Source organism: Bacillus cereus group sp. RP29 (assembly GCF_040459765.1).
GTDB lineage: Bacteria > Bacillota > Bacilli > Bacillales > Bacillaceae_G > Bacillus_A > Bacillus_A paranthracis.
This window is the reverse complement of sequence record NZ_JARVHN010000001.1, coordinates 2,816,350-2,836,054: the sequence shown is the minus strand read 5'-3', so window position 1 is coordinate 2,836,054 and position 19,705 is coordinate 2,816,350. Positions and strand designations below refer to the sequence as shown.

Sequence of the window (19,705 nt, the reverse complement as noted above, 5' to 3'; positions counted from 1 at the left end):
AGAAATGAAGTGGTTTTAGGTAATCCAATTGCAAAAGGGAACACAGCGGAAATTTATCTATATGATAATAAGATTATGAAATTATTTAAAGATTACCTCCCGAATACAGAGTCTATGAATGAAGCAAAAAAACAAAAATATGCTTATTCATGTGGGCTGTCAGTTCCAAACGTATTTGAAGTGATAAAGATACAAAATAGACAGGCAATTATTATGGAATACATAAAAGGGGATAGTATTGGTAATCTCCTGCTTAATAATTTAAATAAAGCAGAGCATTACATATGTTAAACTCAATATAAATAAGGAAGGAGAGTTTAATAGGAATATTTCTAGAAAAATAGAGGTTGAGCAATTACGAAATGCGAAGAGCGAGCTGTTTGATAAAGATGTATTAAACATATTGAATGGTCAAATGATGTATGAAGAATTTAAAAATGAAAAGCTAATGGGTGATTCTGATTACGCACCATTTAATGAAGCGATGTGTGTAAACCAAGTTACTACACTAGTTTTTGATAAAGAATTTATTAAGACAAGGGCAGCAGGACATAACAGTTCAGTAGAAAGTTACACAAAAAAGGTTATAGATCCATTAAAGAAACTTTTTACGAAAGAGTATAAATGTATTGTTTTATGGTTTGGTGAAGATATGTTTTGTCAAATGAACTTACTTACAATACTTTCATACCTTGAACAGTCTCGTTATGAGGGGAAGGTATACTTAAATAGCTTCAGAGAAGATGAATTTAAAGTAAATCAAATTGAACTTGAATTAGGAAATTATTCTTCGGTATACAATGAAGTATTAGTAAATCATAAAAAGACTTTCTATAAGGTACCACCTGTAATGTATCAGGCTATAGATCTATATTTAAAAATGCTAAAAGAAGATAATGCTGTAATGAAATTTATCTCTAAAAATAAAGATTTATCAACTCAAGAATTATTAACAAAGTTGTTTCAACTATTTCCAACAATCGGATATGGTGATTCTCAGTATATAGAGGTGATTAATAAAATAAAGAAGAAAGCTACACCAAAAATATAGGTGCAGCTTTCTTCTTATAATTGCTCAAGTAATTCTAATTCTTTTTCTACAAATGCCATTAGTTCCTTAATTGTTTCGCTAGAAAAATCAAAACGAATTCCAGCAGCTTCATATACTTCTGTTAAAGATTTAGAGCTACCTAATGATAAGGCCTTTTTATAATTTTCAAGTGCTTGCTTGGGATCCTCTTTATATTGTTTATACATTTGTAATGCACCAAGTTGGGCGATCGCATATTCAATATAATAAAATGGTACTTCAAAGATATGGAGTACAGGTAACCAACTCGTTGCTATCCAGTTTTCGTAGCCATCAATATGTATGACGCTAGACTGATAATGTTTTTGAAGTTGTAAGTATTTTTCATTTCTTTCTTCAGAAGTATGACTTGGATTTTCATACAGCCAGTGTTGAAATTGATCGACAATAAGCATAATAGGTAAATATGAAATAACATCTTTAAAGAAGTTAATTTTTGCTTGTTTTAAATCTTTTTTGTCTGTATAGAAGGTATCCCAATAATTAAGCGAGAATAACTCCATTGTCATACTAGCTAGTTCAGCTGTTTCAGCTGGAATTTCTATATACTGTCGTAATTTTAATGGTTTTATAAGTTCGTTATGAATACTATGACCCATTTCATGTATAAAAGTGATAATATCATCTTGTGTATAATTTAAGTTCATAAAAATAAATGATAATTGTGAAGCTGGTAAGTACTCACAAAAGCCTCCAGATGCTTTTCCTTTGCGGCTTGTTAAATCAAGACAATCGTGTTTATACATTCGGTTTAATAGTGTTGAAAATTCAAGATCTAGTTTGTTAAAGATATGAGTGCTCTTTTCAATTAAATCATTTTCATTTGCAATTGGTTTAAGTACTTTTTGATCTGGAGTTACAGCTGATACATCCCACGGGCGAAGCGTATCCACTTGCAGTTTCTCTTTTTTCTCTAGTAATATTTTATCTTTAAGAGGCACAACATACTTACGTATGGATTCAGCTAGTTCATAGCAATCTTTCGCTGAATAATCAAAACGCTCGTATTTTTTGAACATATAATCGCGATAATTCTCTAGTTGAATATTTTTTGCTTTTTGATGGCGAATTTCAATTAATTGATTTAATATGTTTTGGAGTTCTTTTTCAACAGATAAAAATTGTTCAGAAATAATGGTTTTGGCCTTTTTACGGATGTCACGATTCGAATCTTGTAAATAGGATTGTAATTCTGTTATCGTTTTTTCTTCTCCGTCCCAAATTCCAATTAATCCTCCAGTGATTTCAAAGTACTCTGTGACTAATTTGTCTTCCTTTACTTCTAATTCAATATTTTCCTCACAAAATAACTTTTGAGCATTTTTTATTTTTGCATCCAACAAACCATATACGTTAGAATCTAATTCCATTCGAAAAGGTGACTCTAAATATTTATTATCCAATAAATTTTGGTACCGTTTTAAAAGTGGCTTTACAAATTGTTGATCATGTTCAAAAGTATCCTTTATTTTTTCATCATCCGTATTACATTGAAAGGCGATATAATGTGCTCTTAATTGTTCTTCGATTTCCCAAATCACTTTTGACTGCTCTTTTAACCAGTTTTCTAGGTCTAGCTTTGAAGAAATCATTTCATTCAATAAAGTAGAAAGAGTATTTTCTAATTCTAGAACGTTACTAATATCAATCGTATTTAAACGCTGCATGACATATCCCTCACTTTTTATTTGTTCATGAAGATATTCTATTTATTAATTGTAATTTCCTTGTTAAGAGGAGGAAATGTGAAATAATGTTAAAATTAAAAATGATAGAAAGGATGTATTTCTTTTTACTTTATAATGACTGTGAGAATGAGGGACCTTTTAAATACTTCTATAAGGGAGTGAAAGAATGTATAAGTATTTACATATTTTAAATGATATAGAAAAAATGATTCAACATGGAGAGATAAAAGAAGGACAGAAATTACCATCAATACGGTCACTCGTTGCGCAATATGAATGTAATAAGGCAACAGTTATACGTGCGCTTCATGAATTAGAAAAGCGTCACATTATATATTCTGTCCCTCAAAGTGGATACTACGTTGTTAAGAAATCTGGGAGTACTATAGAAAATAAAGAGATAATTGATTTCGCTTCTTCAGCACCAGATCCAGATGTTTTCCCATATTTAGATTTTCAGCATTGCATTAATAAGGCTATTGATACTTATAAAAATGATTTGTTCGTATACGGAACACCGAAAGGCTTACCATCTTTAATTCCAGTCATTCAAAAACAGTTGGCAAATTATCAAGTGTTCACGAAAGAAGACAATATTTTTATAACGTCAGGCGTGCAACAGGCACTTGCAATATTAACTTCTATCTCATTTCCAAATGAAAATGAAACAATATTAGTTGAACAGCCAACGTATCATTTATATATAGAATATCTAGAAATAAATAAAGTTCCAGTAATTGGTATTAAACGTACGAATGAAGGTATTGACTTAAATGAATTGGAACGTATTTTTCGAACAGGTAAAATAAAATTCTTTTATACAATACCAAGATATCATCATCCGCTTGGAACTTCTTATTCTAAAGACGAGAAAGAAAAGATCGTGTTATTGGCTAAGAAATATAATGTATTTATAGTGGAAGATGATTATTTAGCAGATTTAGAAACAGATTCAAAAGCCGATCCATTATATAGCCTGGATCATGGTAATCATGTCATATATTTAAAGAGTTATTCGAAAATTATTTTTCCAGGTTTACGAGTTGGTGTAGCAGTTATTCCACCGATTATTTCGAGTGCTTTCCATACATATAAAAAGATTTTAGATATCGATAGCCCAATGATATCCCAAGCTGCTTTAGAAATTTATATAAAGAGTGGCATGTTCGAACGCCATAAAAATAAAATTCAATCTTCCTATAATAATAGATCTAAAAAACTAGCAGAAGCATTAGAAAGGATGCAGAGTGAAAACCCGCTTTTATTCACATATAAAAAGCAAAATACAATTGGAATCCATACTTGTTTAGAAGTACATAAAACAAGTATTTCGGACATGTTGATACAAAGACTAAGTGAAATGCAAATCAGTATCGATACGATTGATAAAAATTATGTGAAAAGTTTTCCGAAACAAAGACTATTAAAGTTAAACGTATCGAATGTAAAGGAAGATAGGATTGAGGAAGGAATTCGTAAAGTAGTGGAAGAAATCAAACAAGTGGAACGTCTAAATTTTCAATTTAAAAAAAGAATAAAATGAATAAGGAGGTTTGTTGTGAGGCGTAAAATAATTCTCTTGTTTGTGTGTACCGTTGTAATAATTTGAGCTATAGTTGTGACTAATTATTATAAAAAAGAAATGCATTGTCGTTGGTAAGTATTCAAGAGGTATTATCATAGGTCAAAATAACGAACCTATATTTAATGTGAAAATTTATGAAGATTCTATTAAAGGTAAGGAACGCAGTATTTCAAATGCAGAAGGTGAATTTGAAATACTAGATGGGGTATGTGGTGAGATTGTTTTACAATTCGTTACTCCAGATGGAGAAATCTATACGAGGAAATATGATAGGAAGCATATACCAAAAGTTATAAAGCTTAATTAGAAACATAAAGGTGAATAAGATGAAACCATTACGGAAAAAGTAGCAGTTGTGGTCGGAGCAACTATATATGTAACTGGATAATTATATATTTTTTAAGAGCACTCTTAGCAAAGGGTGCTCTTTTTCATCATAAATATTTACTTAGCATCTTTTTAAAGTGATTTTTATCATAATTTACATATTGTGTAGCTGTATTTCGTATTGGATCTCCCGCGTAAAATCTTTCGTATAATTCGTGTCTTGATCCTAATGGGCTTCCAATAATATCCCAGGCTAACTTAAATAATTTTGTGCGTTGTTCGGCATCTATATTTGTTCCTTTAAAGTGCTTTTTTAATAAATCAGCTATTGGACTCTGGAAATCAATCGAGCTTGAAGGAAGTTGAATGAAGCCACCTGCTCCAATTAATTGTAAAATTTCTATTGCGCGGGGATAATATTTAGAACCAAGATTCCTTGCAGTTTCGATATATTTAAAGTTTGGTAAATAAGTTTTTGTTTCATTTGTAGTACCTTCAACTTCCGCAGCAATTAAAAGTGCGCGAATTGTTTCGATTTGCATAATTAATTCTCCAAGTTTTTCTTGAACATGCAAATAAGTGTGAGCTCCAATTGCTTCAGCAATTTCAAAAGCAATCGCAGTTATAAATTCTAGCTTTATTAGTAATCGTACTATAGCTTGATGATAAGCTAAACTACTAGAAGCTGTATCTGATTTTATAGCCCAAATTGCTTCTGGATTGTTATAAAGTAAAACACGTTCCCAAGGGACAAATACATTATCGAAGATTAATAGTGCATCCATTTCATCATACTGTGAGCTAATAGGGGAATCAACTGTGCTTGAAGTTGTATTTGCATATGGTTCTCTACAAACCATATGTAATCCTGGAGAATTGGCTGCCACGATAAGAAAGTGAGCTAAATCTTTTTGAGCGTCAGTCAGTTTTGTTAATGGGTAGATTAATAAATCATTTGAATAAGGAGAAGCAGTTCCTATCATTTTCGCACCACTTAAATAAATTCCATCAGAAGTTTCCTTTGTAACTCTTAGCAACCCTAAGTTATTTGCATTTAACATTGATTCTGTTGAGCGATTTATTTGTGGATCACGTTGGACTATACTTAAAAACAAGTGATTATCCCTAGCTTTTTCGTAATAAGATGCGATTTTATCTGGAAACTGTGCATCGAACTTTTTATAAAAATCTCTTGATACGTACCAGCCAGTAAGTCTCGATCTTGCGTAATCAGATAGTCTACTCATTACACCGTCTGTAGCATAACCCCATGTTTCAAATGCAGTTCTTCTCATTAATAATTCATTATAGGAATTCGGAACTAAAAATGATTTATGAACAAAGTCTTTCGTTTTTGGGCTCACATATCCAATAGAATCTCTCTGTTTGGGATCATCAAATAACGAAAATAAATTAGAAATGGTACATAGTGTCCCCGAAAAATTGTTGTCTGTAGTTACATCTACTTTTTTTCCATAGAGCCAAACATTTCGACCATCTTGTAAGCTCTTTATATAGTGATCCTTTAAATTTTGCATATTTCCTCCTTTTAAAGACTACTCATATATTTGTACATCTTTTAATGGTGGTGAATATACATGGAATGTTATTGCTGTTGAATCTGTAGCATTATACATTTTATGCACAGTATCTTTTTTTACGGTGAAAATATTTCCCTCTGTAAACTCTTCAATCCATTCTCTATTTTTTTCGTACGTAATATTTTGTAGCGTACCATTGACTATTAATATACATCCTATAGATATTCCGTGATCATGAATAAGAGTCTTTGCTTTGCTAGGGAAATTTAATACTAAAATCTCCACAAATTCAGACTTATAGATAACATTTCTTCCGTATTCAAGGTTAAGTGGTGAAGTAATAAAAGGAGATATTTTATGAAGTGTAATATTTAATGATTGAATAGCGGATATTAGATTTGCCGTATCGTAGTCACATAAGTTATGAAACGCTTTTTTTATGTTATGAATCAATTGCATGTAAAACTTCCTCCTAAGCATGTACATTAAAAGAAAAAGTAATCTAATATTATATAGAGCGTAGTGAATTACATAATATTGTATTGAAACATTAAAAAAAAGTGACTTCTTTTACTTAGGAAGATTATTTAATTTGAAAATTAAGGTAATTACTTCCATTAACATGATATGCTTGAACTATATACTTTTTTATTGGAAAGGTGATGAAATAAATGGCAGTTCTTTTAGTGGAAAATCTATTTCAAATGTCTATTGTTTTATTACTTCTATGTTCATTTTGTTTTTATAGATATTTAAAGAAAATCAAAAGGGAAAGAAAGCTTACAGGTTTTGAAATTACGATGTATATCATGACGCAACTTGCGTATTTCATTTGGGCGGCAACAACTTTTCTTAAAATGTTGTCAGAATAGTTAATGTAGGGCTAATTGTTTTATTAAATGCTGGGCAGAAATGTACAATAAATAAAGGCAAAGGACAAGGATAGGCTTATCAATTAGGTAAATAAATATAGCCGTTATCTAAATCGATTACAATATCACTTATAACGTCTTTACAAAAAGAGTGGGGAATACGTTCATAATTATGTCAAACACAAAACAGATCGATAAATGACCAGGTATAACGAGTTGTGTAAACAAAGAAGAGGTTTTGCTTTTCCAATATGTACAAATAGTATATATAGTATATTATCTTTCTTAATGTACATATTAAGTAAAATGTTTCATATCATGTATATAAAAGGCGGGGTAATATGGATGAAAAAAAGAAAAATGAAGAATTAATTAGATTTAAGAAACAATGGTTTAATGAAGATAATCAACCAATAGCTGGAATAGAGTTAGCTTTACCGCCTGATATAGGCAGCATGTTAGACTCCAAATCAGTTGATGATGAAAGTGAAGAAAGTAATAATGAATAAGTTTAATCTATATGCATCCATTCGGGTGCTTTTTATTTTTTTGATAATGGAAGATGGAGTATCAAATCCTTATTGAAAAAAGGTTGGTCAAAATAGATTCTTTTTCAGTATATGTAAGTTTAATTTTTACAAAAAAGTTTAATTAAAATACATTTAGAATGCTATATGAAATGGGAATGTTAGTAACATTCACCATTAAAGGATTGGGCTATTATGAATATGATTTTTGAAAGCATTATTTTAATTCTGACTGGGATTATTGCATTAAAAATGACAGGTAGTAAATCTGTTAGCCAAATGACAAGAGCTGAAATCATTATAGTAGTATCAATTGCACGTATTATTGTAGAACCGGTATTAAGTAGGAAAGTAGTCCCATCTATATTTGCAGCTGCAATATTTGCGTGCGTACTTCTTATCATTCATTTCTTTGAATTGAAATCAAAGAAGATGGAACAATTCCTAAATGGCAGTAGCATTATAATAGTAGAAAATGGAGAGATTGTAAAAGAGAATTTGATGAAGGCGAAAATGTCGGAACAACAACTATATATGCAATTAAGAGAAAAAGGGATTCATGATTTAAAAAGTTTACAGCAAGTTACAGCTGAACCAAATGGGCGGATTGGTTACCAATTAATAGAGAAAGCTCAGCCAATCACTTTAGAAGTGTTAGAAAAAGTAATAGATCAGTACAATATAAAAAGATAATTTCTTATGTGAAATGCCAATATACAATTGAAGTATTGGCATTTTTTATTTTTTCTAATTGTAAAAGCTAATATTTAGAATAGATATTCAGCCAATCTTTAAATTAGATATAGGCTTATTAATATGCTATATTCAATGGACCTATAGTGACTGTGGTGAAAAAAGCAGCGTTAAAATGGAATAGGTCTTTCATGTGATATTAAACATGAGATAAAAATAAGGAGATAGAAATATAATGGAATTTTGGGAATCAAGTTTTATTGAGAAACAAACGATGTGGGGGTTTGAACCTACAGAATCTGCAATTTTGACAAAAGATTTTTTTGTGGAAAACAATGTTAAAGACATATTAGTTCCGGGTATTGGCTATGGAAGAAACGCAAAGGTATTTATCGAAAATAGTATAAATGTAACAGGTATTGAAATTTCGAAAACAGCGATCGATTTAGCAAGAGAAAACGGACTAGAAGATGTTAGTATCTATCACGGTTCAGTAAATGAAATGCCTTTTGATAATAAACTGTATGATGGTATATTTAGTCATGCACTTCTTCATTTGTTGAATGAACAGGAAAGAGAGAAATTTATTAAAGATTGTTATAATCAGTTAAAACCTGGTGGATATATGGTTTTTACAACTGTTTCTAAAAAGGCTCCAATGTATGGCAAAGGAAAACAGTTGGATAAAGATTATTATGAGATAATGGAAGGCGTAAAAATGTTCTTCTATGATTCTGAATCTATAAAACAGGATTTTAAAAAATATGGACTAGTACAAGTTTCGGAAATTGATGAACCAAATAAGAACATGGCAAATAAACCTTCAATCAACTTTTTAACGATAAAATGTAAGAAAGAACTATAACTAAAAGTTATTAAGAATGATTGAATATGTTTATATATTAATTATGCACAAATAAAGAGGACAAGCATATAATAGAAATACCTTTTAACTTTAAGTAACCTTAACTTTCGTTAATAGGGTATCTCAAAATCCCTAAAAGAGCACTTGCGGAAACAAGTGCTCTTTTATTTTTTGTTTATTTAAGATGAATAAATTTCGTTAAATTAATATGGTATTTTAAGCCATTATTTTGTATAAAGTGGTAAAATAAATAAGGGAAATGTTTAAGGGGGCGGGAGATTTGAAACTAAAAGAGCTGGCGAATTTGTTATTGGTTAAAGAAACTATTGGCGATATGGATGTAGAAATTACGGGGTTAGAAATGGATTCTAGAAAGATAACTGATGGAGATCTATTTATATGTGTATCAGGTATCGATGGTTTTCTTGAAGATCGACATCAATTTGTTGAAGATGCAGTGAAGAATGGTGCTGTAGCGTTAATTGTAGAAAGAGATGTAAATATTGAGATACCTAAAATAATTGTTAAAGATGCTAGATATGCTATGGCAGTTATTGCGTCACACTTCTATGGTTATCCATCTAATAAAATGAAGCTAATTGGAATTACAGGTACAAATGGAAAAACAACTACTTCCTATTTACTTGAAAAAATTTTAAGTGATTATGGATATCACACGGGGCTCATGGGGAATAACGGAGTGAAAGTTGATTCAAAATGGTATCCTACTGATATTAATACGCAAGAACCTCCAACACTTCAACGGAATTTGCAAATGATGAAAAATCAAAATGCAGATTATTGTGTTATGGAAGTTACGTCACAAGGTTTACATATGGAAAGAGTGAAAGGATGTAACTTTAAAATAGCTGTTTTTACAAATTTAACGCAAGATCATTTGGATTATCATGGAACATTTCATGAATATAAGCATGTAAAAGGTCTTCTTTTTTCAAGATTAGGAAATGATTTATCTACTACGGATAAAAAAATAGCTGTTTTGAATGCAGACGATCCATCGGTAGAATACTTTAAAAAAATTACTTCAGCTGAGGTTATCACATATGGAATACATAATAGAGCAGATGTTCAAGCGAAGAACATAACTTTAAGCCCAAAAGGAATTCGTTTTTTAGTTTCGTCCTTTAATGGAGAAATAGAGGTTAGCCTTAATCTTGTAGGTCGTTTTAATGTTTATAATGCATTAGCAGCAATAACAGTTGCAATGGTTGAAGGCATTCCGCTTACAAACATTTGTGATAGCTTATCTAACTTAAAGAGTATTGAAGGTAGAATGGAAATTATAGATGAAAATCAAGATTTTCTTGTAATAGTGGACTATGCTCATACACCGGATGCATTACAAAATGTTCTCTCTACAATTAGCGAGTTTTCAAAAGGTAAAGTTATTACTGTTTTCGGTTGTGGTGGAGATAGAGACACAAAAAAACGATCTATAATGGGCGGAATTGCTGGAAGTTATAGCGATTTTGTTTTTATTACTTCAGATAATCCACGTTCGGAAGATCCGCAGGCAATAATGAAAGATATTGAAAAAGGATTTTTGCAGAATAATAATTTGAATTATAAAGTAGAAGTAGATCGTGAACTTGCAATAACTCACGCAATAAACATGGCATCTTCTAATGATATTGTTTTGATTGCAGGAAAAGGGCATGAAACGTATCAAATTTTAAAAGATTCAACTATTCATTTTGATGATAAAGAAAAAGCTCGACAAGCAATTATTAATAAATGAATGAATTCAATTACTAGCTGAATAGTATTTCTAATAAAAATAATGTTTTAGATGGTAATAACGAAGCAATTTTTTGAAGAATTTATAATTGAAAGGTAAGGGTGTTTCTCTGAATATATGAGGGAAAAACCCTACCTTTTATAGTTTTATTTCTGAACAACAAACGTAATAGCATTTGTTTTTAATTGAATATGCCTTTCATCGCGAACAATATCATAGACTAATTCTTTTATTTCAACTTTAATTTCTTTCCATTCCTTATAAATACTTTTTAATAGATATATCATATCTTCAGTAGGAAGGTTAATTTCAATTAAAGCATCTAACTCTTCATTTGTATGTAAGTCAATTTCTTGTATGTTCGAATTAATAATTAAACAATTCATACCGCCGCTTTTTGTACCTTCTTTCATAGAATGGAGCACGTTTTTTAAATCTTCTTCTGATTGAACATGCTCTAAACTGGATACTGCAACGATATAATCATAAGTATTAGGTTGGATATAGTAGTTTTCAATTGCTACTTGTTCTATTTTAATATTATTAATTACACCATATTCTTTACTATAAGTTTGTAATTTTGTTAAAGCAGAATCAAGTAAATCCACACATGTAACAGTACCACTAGTATTTTGAATCTTTCGGGCAATGGGAATACTATTTCTTCCAACGCCAGAGCCGAGATCAAGTACTTGCAAGTTGTTGTTTCCTTCAAAATAATCCATCAAATCCATAACTGTTTTAACCGGCTTGTACAGCCAAGAACCAGTTTCAAATAGTTTATATTGTTCATAGCAAAGGTCATGATATTTCTTTTCTTCTTGTCTTATAAAATTAATGCGATTCATAGTGTTTTCAGCTCCAATATTATTATTGTAAAATGAATGGGTAGGACAACCTTTTACATTTGTTTGAATTCGAAAAATACCACCAGCATGTGGATATTGCTTTAATTCGTCATCCGTCATTCTTGTTCTGGCTGTTGTAACATATAGGTCGGTTAAATTAGGCCCTCCAAATGTACAAGATGTTACATATGGCGCTGGAATCGGGATACTTAATATTTTTTCACCAGTTGAAGGGTTCCATCTAGTAATCTTTGAACCTCCCCAATGAGCAATCCATAAGCAACCTTCCTCGTCAATTGTCATACCATCAGGTAGACCGTCATTTTCGGGGAAAATAATTACATCACTTGGATTACGAATTACTCCAGAGCATATATCATAATGAAAACGAACTACTTTTTTAGTAGGTGTATCGATATAGTAAAGGTATGTATGGTCAGGTGACCAAGCTATGCCATTTGATGTATTTACATGTGAAACTTTTTTCTCTACCTTTAAATTATTATTTAAACAATACAAGGAGCCAGCAGCATTAATACCGTATGTATCTGTAGTACCTGCCCAAAAACGTCCTGCCGGATCGCATTTTCCATCATTAAAACGATTTTTAAATAAATGTGGTTCAGGGTCAAAAATATGTGTCAGTTTTTCTGTTTCTACATTAATAGAATAAAAGCCATTTTCCATAGCTAGGAGTAGTATGTCATCTAAATATGGAACAACACAGCCAATTTGTTGATTGAGAGCAATTACTCGGTTTGTATTAGCGGTAGGACTAAATATGCATAATTGTTTCTCCACAATATCAACCCAGTATAAAAGTTGCTTTTTTCATTCCAAGATGGTCCTTCAGCTAAACTTGCTTTCGCATCTAAAACTAATTCTATATTACTGTCCAAGATGTTCACCTCGCTTTATAAGATATTTATATAATTCGATAAGAATAGGGACAAACCTTTTAATCAGAAAATATTAAGATTTGTACCATGGAAAAACTGATTTTCTCGAGTGATTAAAACAATGTATAAATATTGAGAGGAAAATGCATATGATGTTTTATGAAATTGTTTGTTTTTCTTGTAAAAATATATTTCGTGTTTATGAAGGCAGTGAAAAATATAAGCGATTTAAAGAGAAACCAAAAGGGGTATATTGTTGTGATGAGTGTAGCCACAAAATTCAATTAGAAGCGATAAAGAATTTTTTTAGATAATTATACTGTTTTATTTCGGAAAAGTTTGACAATGAAACTATTTTAAATTATCATATGAAAAAACTAATATGTAAAATGGCATGGAAGAGAAGAGTAGTTAAGAAAGAATACGTACAGAGAGCTCTGGTAGCTGAGAAAGAGCAGTATACATCTTAATGAAAAAAGACTTGGAGCTGCGCAAGGAACTAATTTATTTAGGGATGGTGCGACGGGATCTCCCGTTATAGAGATAGGGTATAAGCATATTTTGCCGTACCTGAAGAGGTTAATATGGCGACATATTGACAAACTGAGGTGGTACCGCGAAGCTAATAACTCTCGTCCTCAAGATGAATAATCTTGGGGGTGGGAGTTTTTTTATTGTATAAAACTGAAAATCTGAAAACAAAAAACAATTGAGGTGAGTAACATATGCATTGGGCGTATGAAGTAGCACACGAATTAATTAGAAAACATCCAAACAAAGAAACTTTTGTTTGCGCATCTGGAATTAGTCCATCTGGTTCTGTTCATATTGGGAACTTTCGTGAAATCGTAACGACTTATTTTGTTGTAAGGGCGCTTCAAGATTTAGGGAAAAAGACTCGTTTTATATTTTCATGGGATGATTACGACAGATTTAGAAAAGTCCCTAAAAATGTTGATTCATCTTTTGTAAAGTATATCGGAATGCCATACTGTGATATACCAGATCCGTATGGATGTCATAATTCATATGCCGAGCATTTTGAAAAAGAGTTTGAGGAATCGCTTCAAGTATTTGGGATTGAAGTGGAATTCATATATCAACATGCTGAATATAGAAGTGGAAGATATAACAAAAACATATTGGAGGCTTTATATAAAAGAAAAGAAATATATGATATTTTAATGAGTTTTAAAACGGGAGAGTGTAGTGAAGAAGAGCGAGAGGGCTTTTATCCGGTTACATTATATTGTGAGAAATGCAGGAAAGATGCGACAACGATTACACATTTTGATGAAGTATTAAAAACAGTTCGGTATGAATGTGAATGCGGAAATCAAACTGAATTATCGGTATTAAATACAAATGAAATGAAACTGAATTGGAAAATCGATTGGCCGATGAGATGGATGATAGAGGATGTTGTTTTTGAGCCGGGCGGAAGAGATCATTCATCAGAAACGGGTAGTTATAATGTATCAAAAGAAATTGCGAGAAAAATATTCAATCGTGAAGCGCCTCATTATATTGCTTACGATTTTATTGGAATTAAAGGGCATCATGAAAAAATGTCTAGTTCTTCAGGGAATAGTATTACACCTAGCGAGTTGCTAAAAGTGTATTTGCCCGAAGTGATTCTATTTATGTTTGCAAAATATAGGCCAGACGCAGCGTTTCATATCGGTCTTGATGAAGATGTAATTCGCAATTATACAGAATATGAACGATTGAAAGATAGTTATGAGAATAAAACGCTCAAAAATGAAGATTTATTTGATGCAATTAAACTTTCTAGAGTTGATAGCGGATTTAAAGAATATCCGAAATTTAATCAAGTAGCAGGAACGTTGCCGTTATTAAATTTTGACTCATTTATTTTACAGGAGATATTAGAGAAAATAGATAGGAGCTATGCGTTAGATGAAATGAGAGCGATAAGTAATCGTGCAGAGCATTGGATAAGAAACTTTCAATCCGAAAAATTAATTGCGGTAAATCAGGAGAAAAATACAGAGTTTTATAACACATTAGAGGGAAAGCAGAAAAAATGGTTAGTAGAAGTTTGTAAAATATTGCGTTCAAATAAAAATTATTCAAACATAATGGAGCAATTTTATTCGATTTGTCATCATGAAAATAAAAAAATAATGAAAGAAAATCAAAAACAATTATTTATTATAATTTATAGGCTTATTATGAATCAGTCCAGTGGCCCTCGTATACCGTTATTAATACATGTTGTAGGTATCGAAAAATTTATCGAATTATTAGATTTCTAAAAAAGCAACGCAAGTACTCAGCTAAGTACTTGCGTTCCAAATTTTACTACCGTGAATACAATTTCGGACATTCATCACCACTAGGTTCATAAAAACAATGACTTTTAAACTGTCCTACAAACGGCTGATTATACCATTGGGGCGGACAAGCTCCAACTGGACGGAAATACCAAAGAGCCCATCGTGCAGGCCAGCGCCACTCACCTTGTAAAACTTTTCGTGCGATTTCTTTTTCTGATTCACGAGCGCGTTGATAAAAATATCCGTATTGCACTGCTTCGAATCCACCAGGGCTTTGATATACAGCATCACGTACGGTACGGAGTTGTTTAAAATCTAAGCAATCACAAAGTACACGATTTACTACTACGCAGCCAACAAGTTGTTCACCTTGTCGACCTTCGCCTTCAGCTTCAGCACGCATTAAACGAGCTAGTAAATCAACATCGCTTTCGTTATATGGAATAAGGGGCATAGTGATACCACCTTTCTTTACCTGTTATAGTAAAGAGTGTATGTATGAAAATAAGCTAAGTGCTTTTCTATATGTAAATTTATTAATTATTAAAAGGAGCTTTTATGAAAAAAGCTAATTAGTAATTGTAGACAAATATAAAGAGGAGAGATAATATGTATCGAATTCAGAAAGAACATATCATTTACGCAATGTCACCAGAAAATAAACCATGTATGGAAGTGGAAATTGGGAGTCGCCTTATATTCGAAACATATGATTGCTTTGAAAATCAAATTGATTCTGAAGATGTTGTGTTTCAAGAGTTAGATTGGAACCGGATTAATCCAGCGACTGGTCCGGTATATATTAATGGTGCAGAACCTGGTGATATATTAGTTGTTACCATTGAAAAGATAAAAATTGCAGAGAAAGGCGTTTTAACTACAGGTGCAAATCTTGGTGTAATGGGTGAAGAGCTACATGAAAATACAGTGAAAATTGTCTCAGTACATAATGAATATGTTTTGTTTTCAAATGAACTACAAATCCCGATTAATCCAATGATCGGTGTAATTGGAACAGCGCCGAAAGAAGCGAGCATTTCATGTGGCACACCACATGATCACGGCGGGAATATGGACTGTAAAGAGATAAAAGAAGGGACAACATTATTATTACCTGTAAATGTTCCTGGTGCTCTATTAGCATTAGGTGATTTACACGCAGCGATGGGCGATGGTGAAATTGGGGTTAGTGGAGTAGAGGTTGCTGGTGAGGTGACGGTAACAGTTCAGATTATAAAAGGAAAGAAATGGCCATTGCCAATGGCTATTCAAAAAGAAAAAGTAATGACGATAGCTTCAGAAAAATTGCTAGATGATGCAGCGAATCGAGCTGTACGTAATATGGTGACATTTTTACATGAAGAATTAGAAATGTCTAAAGCTGATGCCACGCTTTTATTATCAGCAGCCGGCGATTTAAAAGTTTGTCAAGTTGTGGACCCGCTGAAGACTGCTCGAATGGAATTAGGGATGAATTATGTGGAGAAATTGGGGTTTACTATGAGTGAATTCCATATTAAATAAGAAATGATAGAAGAAGGATGATTTTGTATAAAAGTATCTTTTTTGATTTACGGATTATATAAAAAAAGGTAGTATTTATTTTATATAATTGAATATAAGATTGTGGATCGAAAAAGGAGTAAACACATGGTTAAAATTATGATTGTAGAAGACGATATGAAAATTGCAGAACTATTATCAACACATGTTGCGAAATATGGGTATGAAGGGATTATTGTATCGGATTTTCATAATGTATTAAATATTTTTTTAGAAGAACAACCAGAGTTAGTTTTATTAGATATTAATTTACCGAGTTTTGATGGTTACTATTGGTGTCGTCAAATTCGCGGAGTTTCTACATGTCCGATATTATTTATTTCAGCTCGTGAAGGTACGATGGATCAAGTTATGGCGCTAGAAAACGGTGGCGATGATTTCATTTCAAAGCCATTCCATTACGAAGTTGTAATGGCTAAAATTCGAAGTCATTTAAGGCGTGCTTACGGAGATTATGCACCGAAAATAGAAGAACGGATGGTTGAACAACATGGTCTTTGTTTATATCCTGAAAGGCTTGTATTGAAGCTTAAGAATCAAGAAATTGATGTAACGAGAAATGAAGCTATTTTATTAGAAATGTTAATGAAAAATTATCCGCGTGTTGTGAGTAGAGAAGTGCTATTAAATAAATTATGGGATAGCGAATCCTATGTTGATGATGATACATTAAGTGTAAATACAACACGTGTGAGAAAAAAGTTAAAAACGTTACAGATTGAGGGTGCGATTGAAACGATTCGTAGTGTTGGATATAGATTGCATATTACTTGGGATACTGGTATGGAAAAATGATAAGATTGTTTATTCGTGATCATATACCTCTTATTTGTTTTACAGTCATCCAACTATTATCCATATTTCTCGTATATTGGTTTGATGGGCATAAGCATATCGCGACGGCATTGTATGCAATGTTTTTAGGTGCCTTTTTTATGGTAGGCTATTTAGTATTTCGTTACTTTACTCATCGTACTTTCTATGAACGATTAGCAAACCCGATGCAATCTTTAGATGAATCGGTTCAAAAATCTGATTTTGCAGCTATATCTGCTGCGCTTCAAGACTTACTTGAGGTACAATATCGCCATTATCAAAATCAGCTCCACATACAAGAAAGAAAAAATAATGATCATTTAACTTTTATGAATCAGTGGATTCATCAAATGAAAACACCTTTATCTGTAATAGAATTAATTACACAGGATGAAGTCGATTCGCGTTTTGAAAGTATAAATGAGGAAACAGATAGGCTGAAAAAGGGGTTAGAGATGGCACTGTATGTCGCACGTTTAGAAGCATTTACACAAGATTTTTATGTGGAAAGAGTACAATTACATAAAATAGTGAATGATTCTGTGCATGAACATAAACGCTTCTTTATCCGGAATTTTGTATATCCAGAGCTTAAAATTGATAAGGACATTACAGTAGAAAGTGATGCGAAATGGTTACAATTTTTAATTGGACAAATACTATCAAATGCGATTAAATATTCATCTGGTAGTCGAGAGAAGATTAAAGTGAAAGCTTGTAAGGAAGGTAATAATGTTATACTTGAAATTGCTGATAATGGTGTAGGCATACCGAAGCAAGATTTGCCAAGAGTGTTTAAACCTTTCTTTACAGGAGAAAATGGTAGAGATTTTAAAGAATCAACTGGAATGGGGCTATATCTCGTATATGAAATTACGAAGCAATTAGGACATAGTGTAGAAATCCATTCAGAAGTTGGTAAAGGTACGGTTGTACGAATTAAATTTTATAATGTATAAATAAGTGATCTAGGCTAAAGAGCTTTGGAAATAAGTTTTTTAGCCTTTTTTTATAGCGGTTATATGAAATGATAAAACGTTATATTAGTATGTATAATGACACACTAATAAATACGATTGTTAAATTTGAAGGATTTAATAAAAAGCTGATAAATATTTTTGTAAGAAAAAAGCCACCCCTTTGAAAGAGATAGCTTCATGGATCTATCCTATGTATAAGTGTAATGTTCGAATACGTGATATGTTTTGTGGACTATAATACAATTAGTCTTTTGTTTTTTCATGATACAGTATTGTAATTAAGTAAACAAACTTAATAATTTATACCCAATTAATCCTAAAATAGTGATAGGAATCATCATTAAGAAAGAAGACACACGATAAGCATTAGAGCGTTCTAATACAAGAATCAAGATAATTCCGACTATCACTTCCGTATATCCAACAGGTAACATGTGACTGTAATCTTCAAAGTTTAATAGAATGTGAAGTCCGTCCGTTACAAAAACTCCACTTAAAAGTGCGCTTCCGAATTTATGAAGTGGATTTGTAGTATCTTTCCATAGAAAACCTGCAATTCCAAAGATCGTTCCTCCTATACATGCACATACAATCCATACAGATATAAAATAAATAGAGTGAGCTACATTTTTAATAACTATTGCATAACCATAATAGCCTAATACCATACCGAGTAGTGCAAGGATACCAGAAAGCATAGCTGTACGCTTAGAATAACTAAAGCTAGCCACGAAAAAGGATGGAACTAACCAAACGCTTCCTAAGTTAGCTAATGAATGCCAATTTCCTGGAAGTATACCTTGCCCCAATTTCGTTAGTATACCAACAAGTATCCCTACTATAATCGGGAGGATAAAAATCCTTACAAACATATTTAACTTTGTGATTTCTAATGTCCTGTCCATAAATTCAATCCTTACATTAATATTTTCTGTAAAGATATAATAGCTTATTGCAAGGGAATAATCAATAAAAATTTATCGAAAAACAATAAGTGGTTATTGGATAACGAATAAGATTTTGTTTTTATATAAAATTTATTACTGGGGAAACCTAAAGGACGTATTACAATCAATGTAATTTGTGCTTATTCAACATGAAGTTAAGGAATGATAAATAAATCTAAAAGAAAGCAATCTTTTTAACAGCACATATAATTACATTTACTCATACAGTACTAGTATGGTACAATATGGTTATTAACGACAGAAAGGAATGATGGGTGGACGATGATTAACTAATCTTATTTTTAAATGTTGAAATTCAATACATTTCAATTTCTAAAAAATAGGATTAGTCTGCCCAATTTCCATACAACGGTATTGCTATTTATGTTGCGCAATAGCTTATTT

The 19,705-nt window shown here is 31.7% G+C and carries 17 protein-coding genes, 4 pseudogenes and 1 other annotated feature; of the genes and pseudogenes, 14 read left to right on the top strand and 7 right to left on the bottom strand.

Annotation, left to right across the window (positions count from 1 at the left end):
* Positions 1-9: 9 nt before the first annotated feature.
* Positions 10-285: pseudogene (locus QCI47_RS15155) on the top strand (protein kinase family protein); the annotation flags it as partial.
* A pseudogene (locus QCI47_RS15150) lies at positions 281-1,051 on the top strand (AraC family transcriptional regulator); the annotation flags it as partial. The pseudogenes QCI47_RS15155 and QCI47_RS15150, both read left to right, overlap by 5 nt.
* A gap of 14 nt (positions 1,052-1,065) precedes the next feature.
* On the opposite strand, the gene QCI47_RS15145 reads toward QCI47_RS15150, so the two are convergent.
* Positions 1,066-2,757, bottom strand: coding sequence for a M3 family oligoendopeptidase (locus tag QCI47_RS15145; RefSeq protein WP_071741691.1), 1,692 nt, complete (start codon positions 2,755-2,757; stop codon positions 1,066-1,068).
* A gap of 187 nt (positions 2,758-2,944) precedes the next feature.
* On the opposite strand from QCI47_RS15145, the gene QCI47_RS15140 reads away from it, so the two are divergent.
* A complete protein-coding gene (locus tag QCI47_RS15140; protein ID WP_309422986.1) occupies positions 2,945-4,321 on the top strand; it encodes an aminotransferase-like domain-containing protein in 1,377 nt (458 codons plus the stop codon).
* A 69-nt stretch (positions 4,322-4,390) separates the two neighbouring features.
* Positions 4,391-4,670 (top strand): annotated as a pseudogene (locus QCI47_RS15135) (carboxypeptidase regulatory-like domain-containing protein).
* Positions 4,671-4,797: 127 nt separating this feature from the next.
* Here QCI47_RS15135 and QCI47_RS15130 read toward each other — a convergent pair.
* Together QCI47_RS15130 and QCI47_RS15125 are read right to left on the bottom strand one after the other, a co-directional pair.
* Positions 4,798-6,228, bottom strand: coding sequence for a 4-hydroxyphenylacetate 3-hydroxylase family protein (locus QCI47_RS15130; protein WP_309422988.1), 1,431 nt, complete (start codon positions 6,226-6,228; stop codon positions 4,798-4,800).
* Between the two features lie 18 nt (positions 6,229-6,246).
* The gene (locus tag QCI47_RS15125) at positions 6,247-6,690 is read right to left on the bottom strand and encodes a cysteine dioxygenase (protein WP_061535665.1); all 444 of its coding nucleotides are present in this window, start codon (positions 6,688-6,690) and stop codon (positions 6,247-6,249) included.
* 212 nt (positions 6,691-6,902) lie between these two features.
* Between QCI47_RS15125 and QCI47_RS15120 the strand changes: the two genes are divergently transcribed.
* The 5 genes from QCI47_RS15120 to QCI47_RS15100 all read left to right on the top strand — a co-directional run bounded on the left by QCI47_RS15120 (position 6,903) and on the right by QCI47_RS15100 (position 10,947).
* A complete protein-coding gene (locus tag QCI47_RS15120; protein WP_000279690.1) occupies positions 6,903-7,103 on the top strand; it encodes a hypothetical protein in 201 nt (66 codons plus the stop codon).
* Positions 7,104-7,444: 341 nt separating this feature from the next.
* A complete protein-coding gene (locus tag QCI47_RS15115; RefSeq protein WP_000343608.1) occupies positions 7,445-7,612 on the top strand; it encodes a hypothetical protein in 168 nt (55 codons plus the stop codon).
* 213 nt (positions 7,613-7,825) lie between these two features.
* Positions 7,826-8,323 carry a DUF421 domain-containing protein gene (locus QCI47_RS15110; protein WP_001055961.1) on the top strand — a complete coding sequence of 166 codons (498 nt, stop codon included), beginning with the start codon at positions 7,826-7,828 and terminating at the stop codon, positions 8,321-8,323.
* Between the two features lie 235 nt (positions 8,324-8,558).
* The gene (locus QCI47_RS15105) at positions 8,559-9,188 is read left to right on the top strand and encodes a class I SAM-dependent methyltransferase (RefSeq protein WP_000397616.1); all 630 of its coding nucleotides are present in this window, start codon (positions 8,559-8,561) and stop codon (positions 9,186-9,188) included.
* 280 nt (positions 9,189-9,468) lie between these two features.
* Positions 9,469-10,947, top strand: a complete 1,479-nt coding sequence (locus QCI47_RS15100) for a UDP-N-acetylmuramoyl-L-alanyl-D-glutamate--2,6-diaminopimelate ligase (protein WP_353811843.1) — start codon at positions 9,469-9,471, stop codon at positions 10,945-10,947.
* Between the two features lie 146 nt (positions 10,948-11,093).
* Here QCI47_RS15100 and QCI47_RS15095 read toward each other — a convergent pair whose 3' ends face one another.
* Entirely contained in the window at positions 11,094-11,795 is a 702-nt protein-coding gene (locus QCI47_RS15095; protein WP_076873915.1) for a class I SAM-dependent methyltransferase, read from the bottom strand.
* A pseudogene (locus tag QCI47_RS15090) lies at positions 11,796-12,694 on the bottom strand (SMP-30/gluconolactonase/LRE family protein); the annotation flags it as partial. It abuts the gene before it with no gap.
* 143 nt (positions 12,695-12,837) lie between these two features.
* On the opposite strand from QCI47_RS15090, the gene QCI47_RS15085 reads away from it, so the two are divergent.
* Both QCI47_RS15085 and lysS read left to right on the top strand, forming a co-directional pair.
* Positions 12,838-13,008, top strand: a complete 171-nt coding sequence (locus tag QCI47_RS15085) for a DUF2197 domain-containing protein (protein ID WP_000551046.1) — start codon at positions 12,838-12,840, stop codon at positions 13,006-13,008.
* Positions 13,009-13,080: 72 nt separating this feature from the next.
* Positions 13,081-13,337, top strand: a binding site (T-box leader).
* An 82-nt stretch (positions 13,338-13,419) separates the two neighbouring features.
* The gene (gene lysS / locus QCI47_RS15080) at positions 13,420-14,973 is read left to right on the top strand and encodes a lysine--tRNA ligase (RefSeq protein ID WP_061130402.1); all 1,554 of its coding nucleotides are present in this window, start codon (positions 13,420-13,422) and stop codon (positions 14,971-14,973) included.
* A 46-nt stretch (positions 14,974-15,019) separates the two neighbouring features.
* On the opposite strand, the gene QCI47_RS15075 is transcribed toward lysS, so the two are convergent.
* Positions 15,020-15,448, bottom strand: a complete 429-nt coding sequence (locus QCI47_RS15075) for a cell wall hydrolase (protein ID WP_061130403.1) — start codon at positions 15,446-15,448, stop codon at positions 15,020-15,022.
* A 155-nt stretch (positions 15,449-15,603) separates the two neighbouring features.
* Here QCI47_RS15075 and QCI47_RS15070 point away from each other — a divergent pair, with 155 nt between their 5' ends.
* The 3 genes from QCI47_RS15070 to QCI47_RS15060 all read left to right on the top strand — a co-directional run bounded on the left by QCI47_RS15070 (position 15,604) and on the right by QCI47_RS15060 (position 18,332).
* A complete protein-coding gene (locus QCI47_RS15070) occupies positions 15,604-16,518 on the top strand; it encodes an acetamidase/formamidase family protein (protein WP_061130404.1) in 915 nt (304 codons plus the stop codon).
* A gap of 126 nt (positions 16,519-16,644) precedes the next feature.
* Positions 16,645-17,352, top strand: coding sequence for a response regulator (locus QCI47_RS15065; RefSeq protein WP_353811842.1), 708 nt, complete (start codon positions 16,645-16,647; stop codon positions 17,350-17,352).
* On the top strand, positions 17,349-18,332 hold the full coding sequence (locus QCI47_RS15060) for a sensor histidine kinase (RefSeq protein ID WP_002163637.1): 984 nt from the start codon (positions 17,349-17,351) through the stop codon (positions 18,330-18,332). The genes QCI47_RS15065 and QCI47_RS15060 overlap by 4 nt, the downstream gene beginning before the upstream one ends.
* A 299-nt stretch (positions 18,333-18,631) precedes the next feature.
* Here QCI47_RS15060 and QCI47_RS15055 read toward each other — a convergent pair whose 3' ends face one another.
* Positions 18,632-19,258 (bottom strand): DUF6518 family protein, encoded by a 627-nt coding sequence (locus QCI47_RS15055; protein ID WP_000376248.1) that lies wholly within the window; start codon positions 19,256-19,258, stop codon positions 18,632-18,634.
* Between the last annotated feature and the right edge of the window lie 447 nt (positions 19,259-19,705).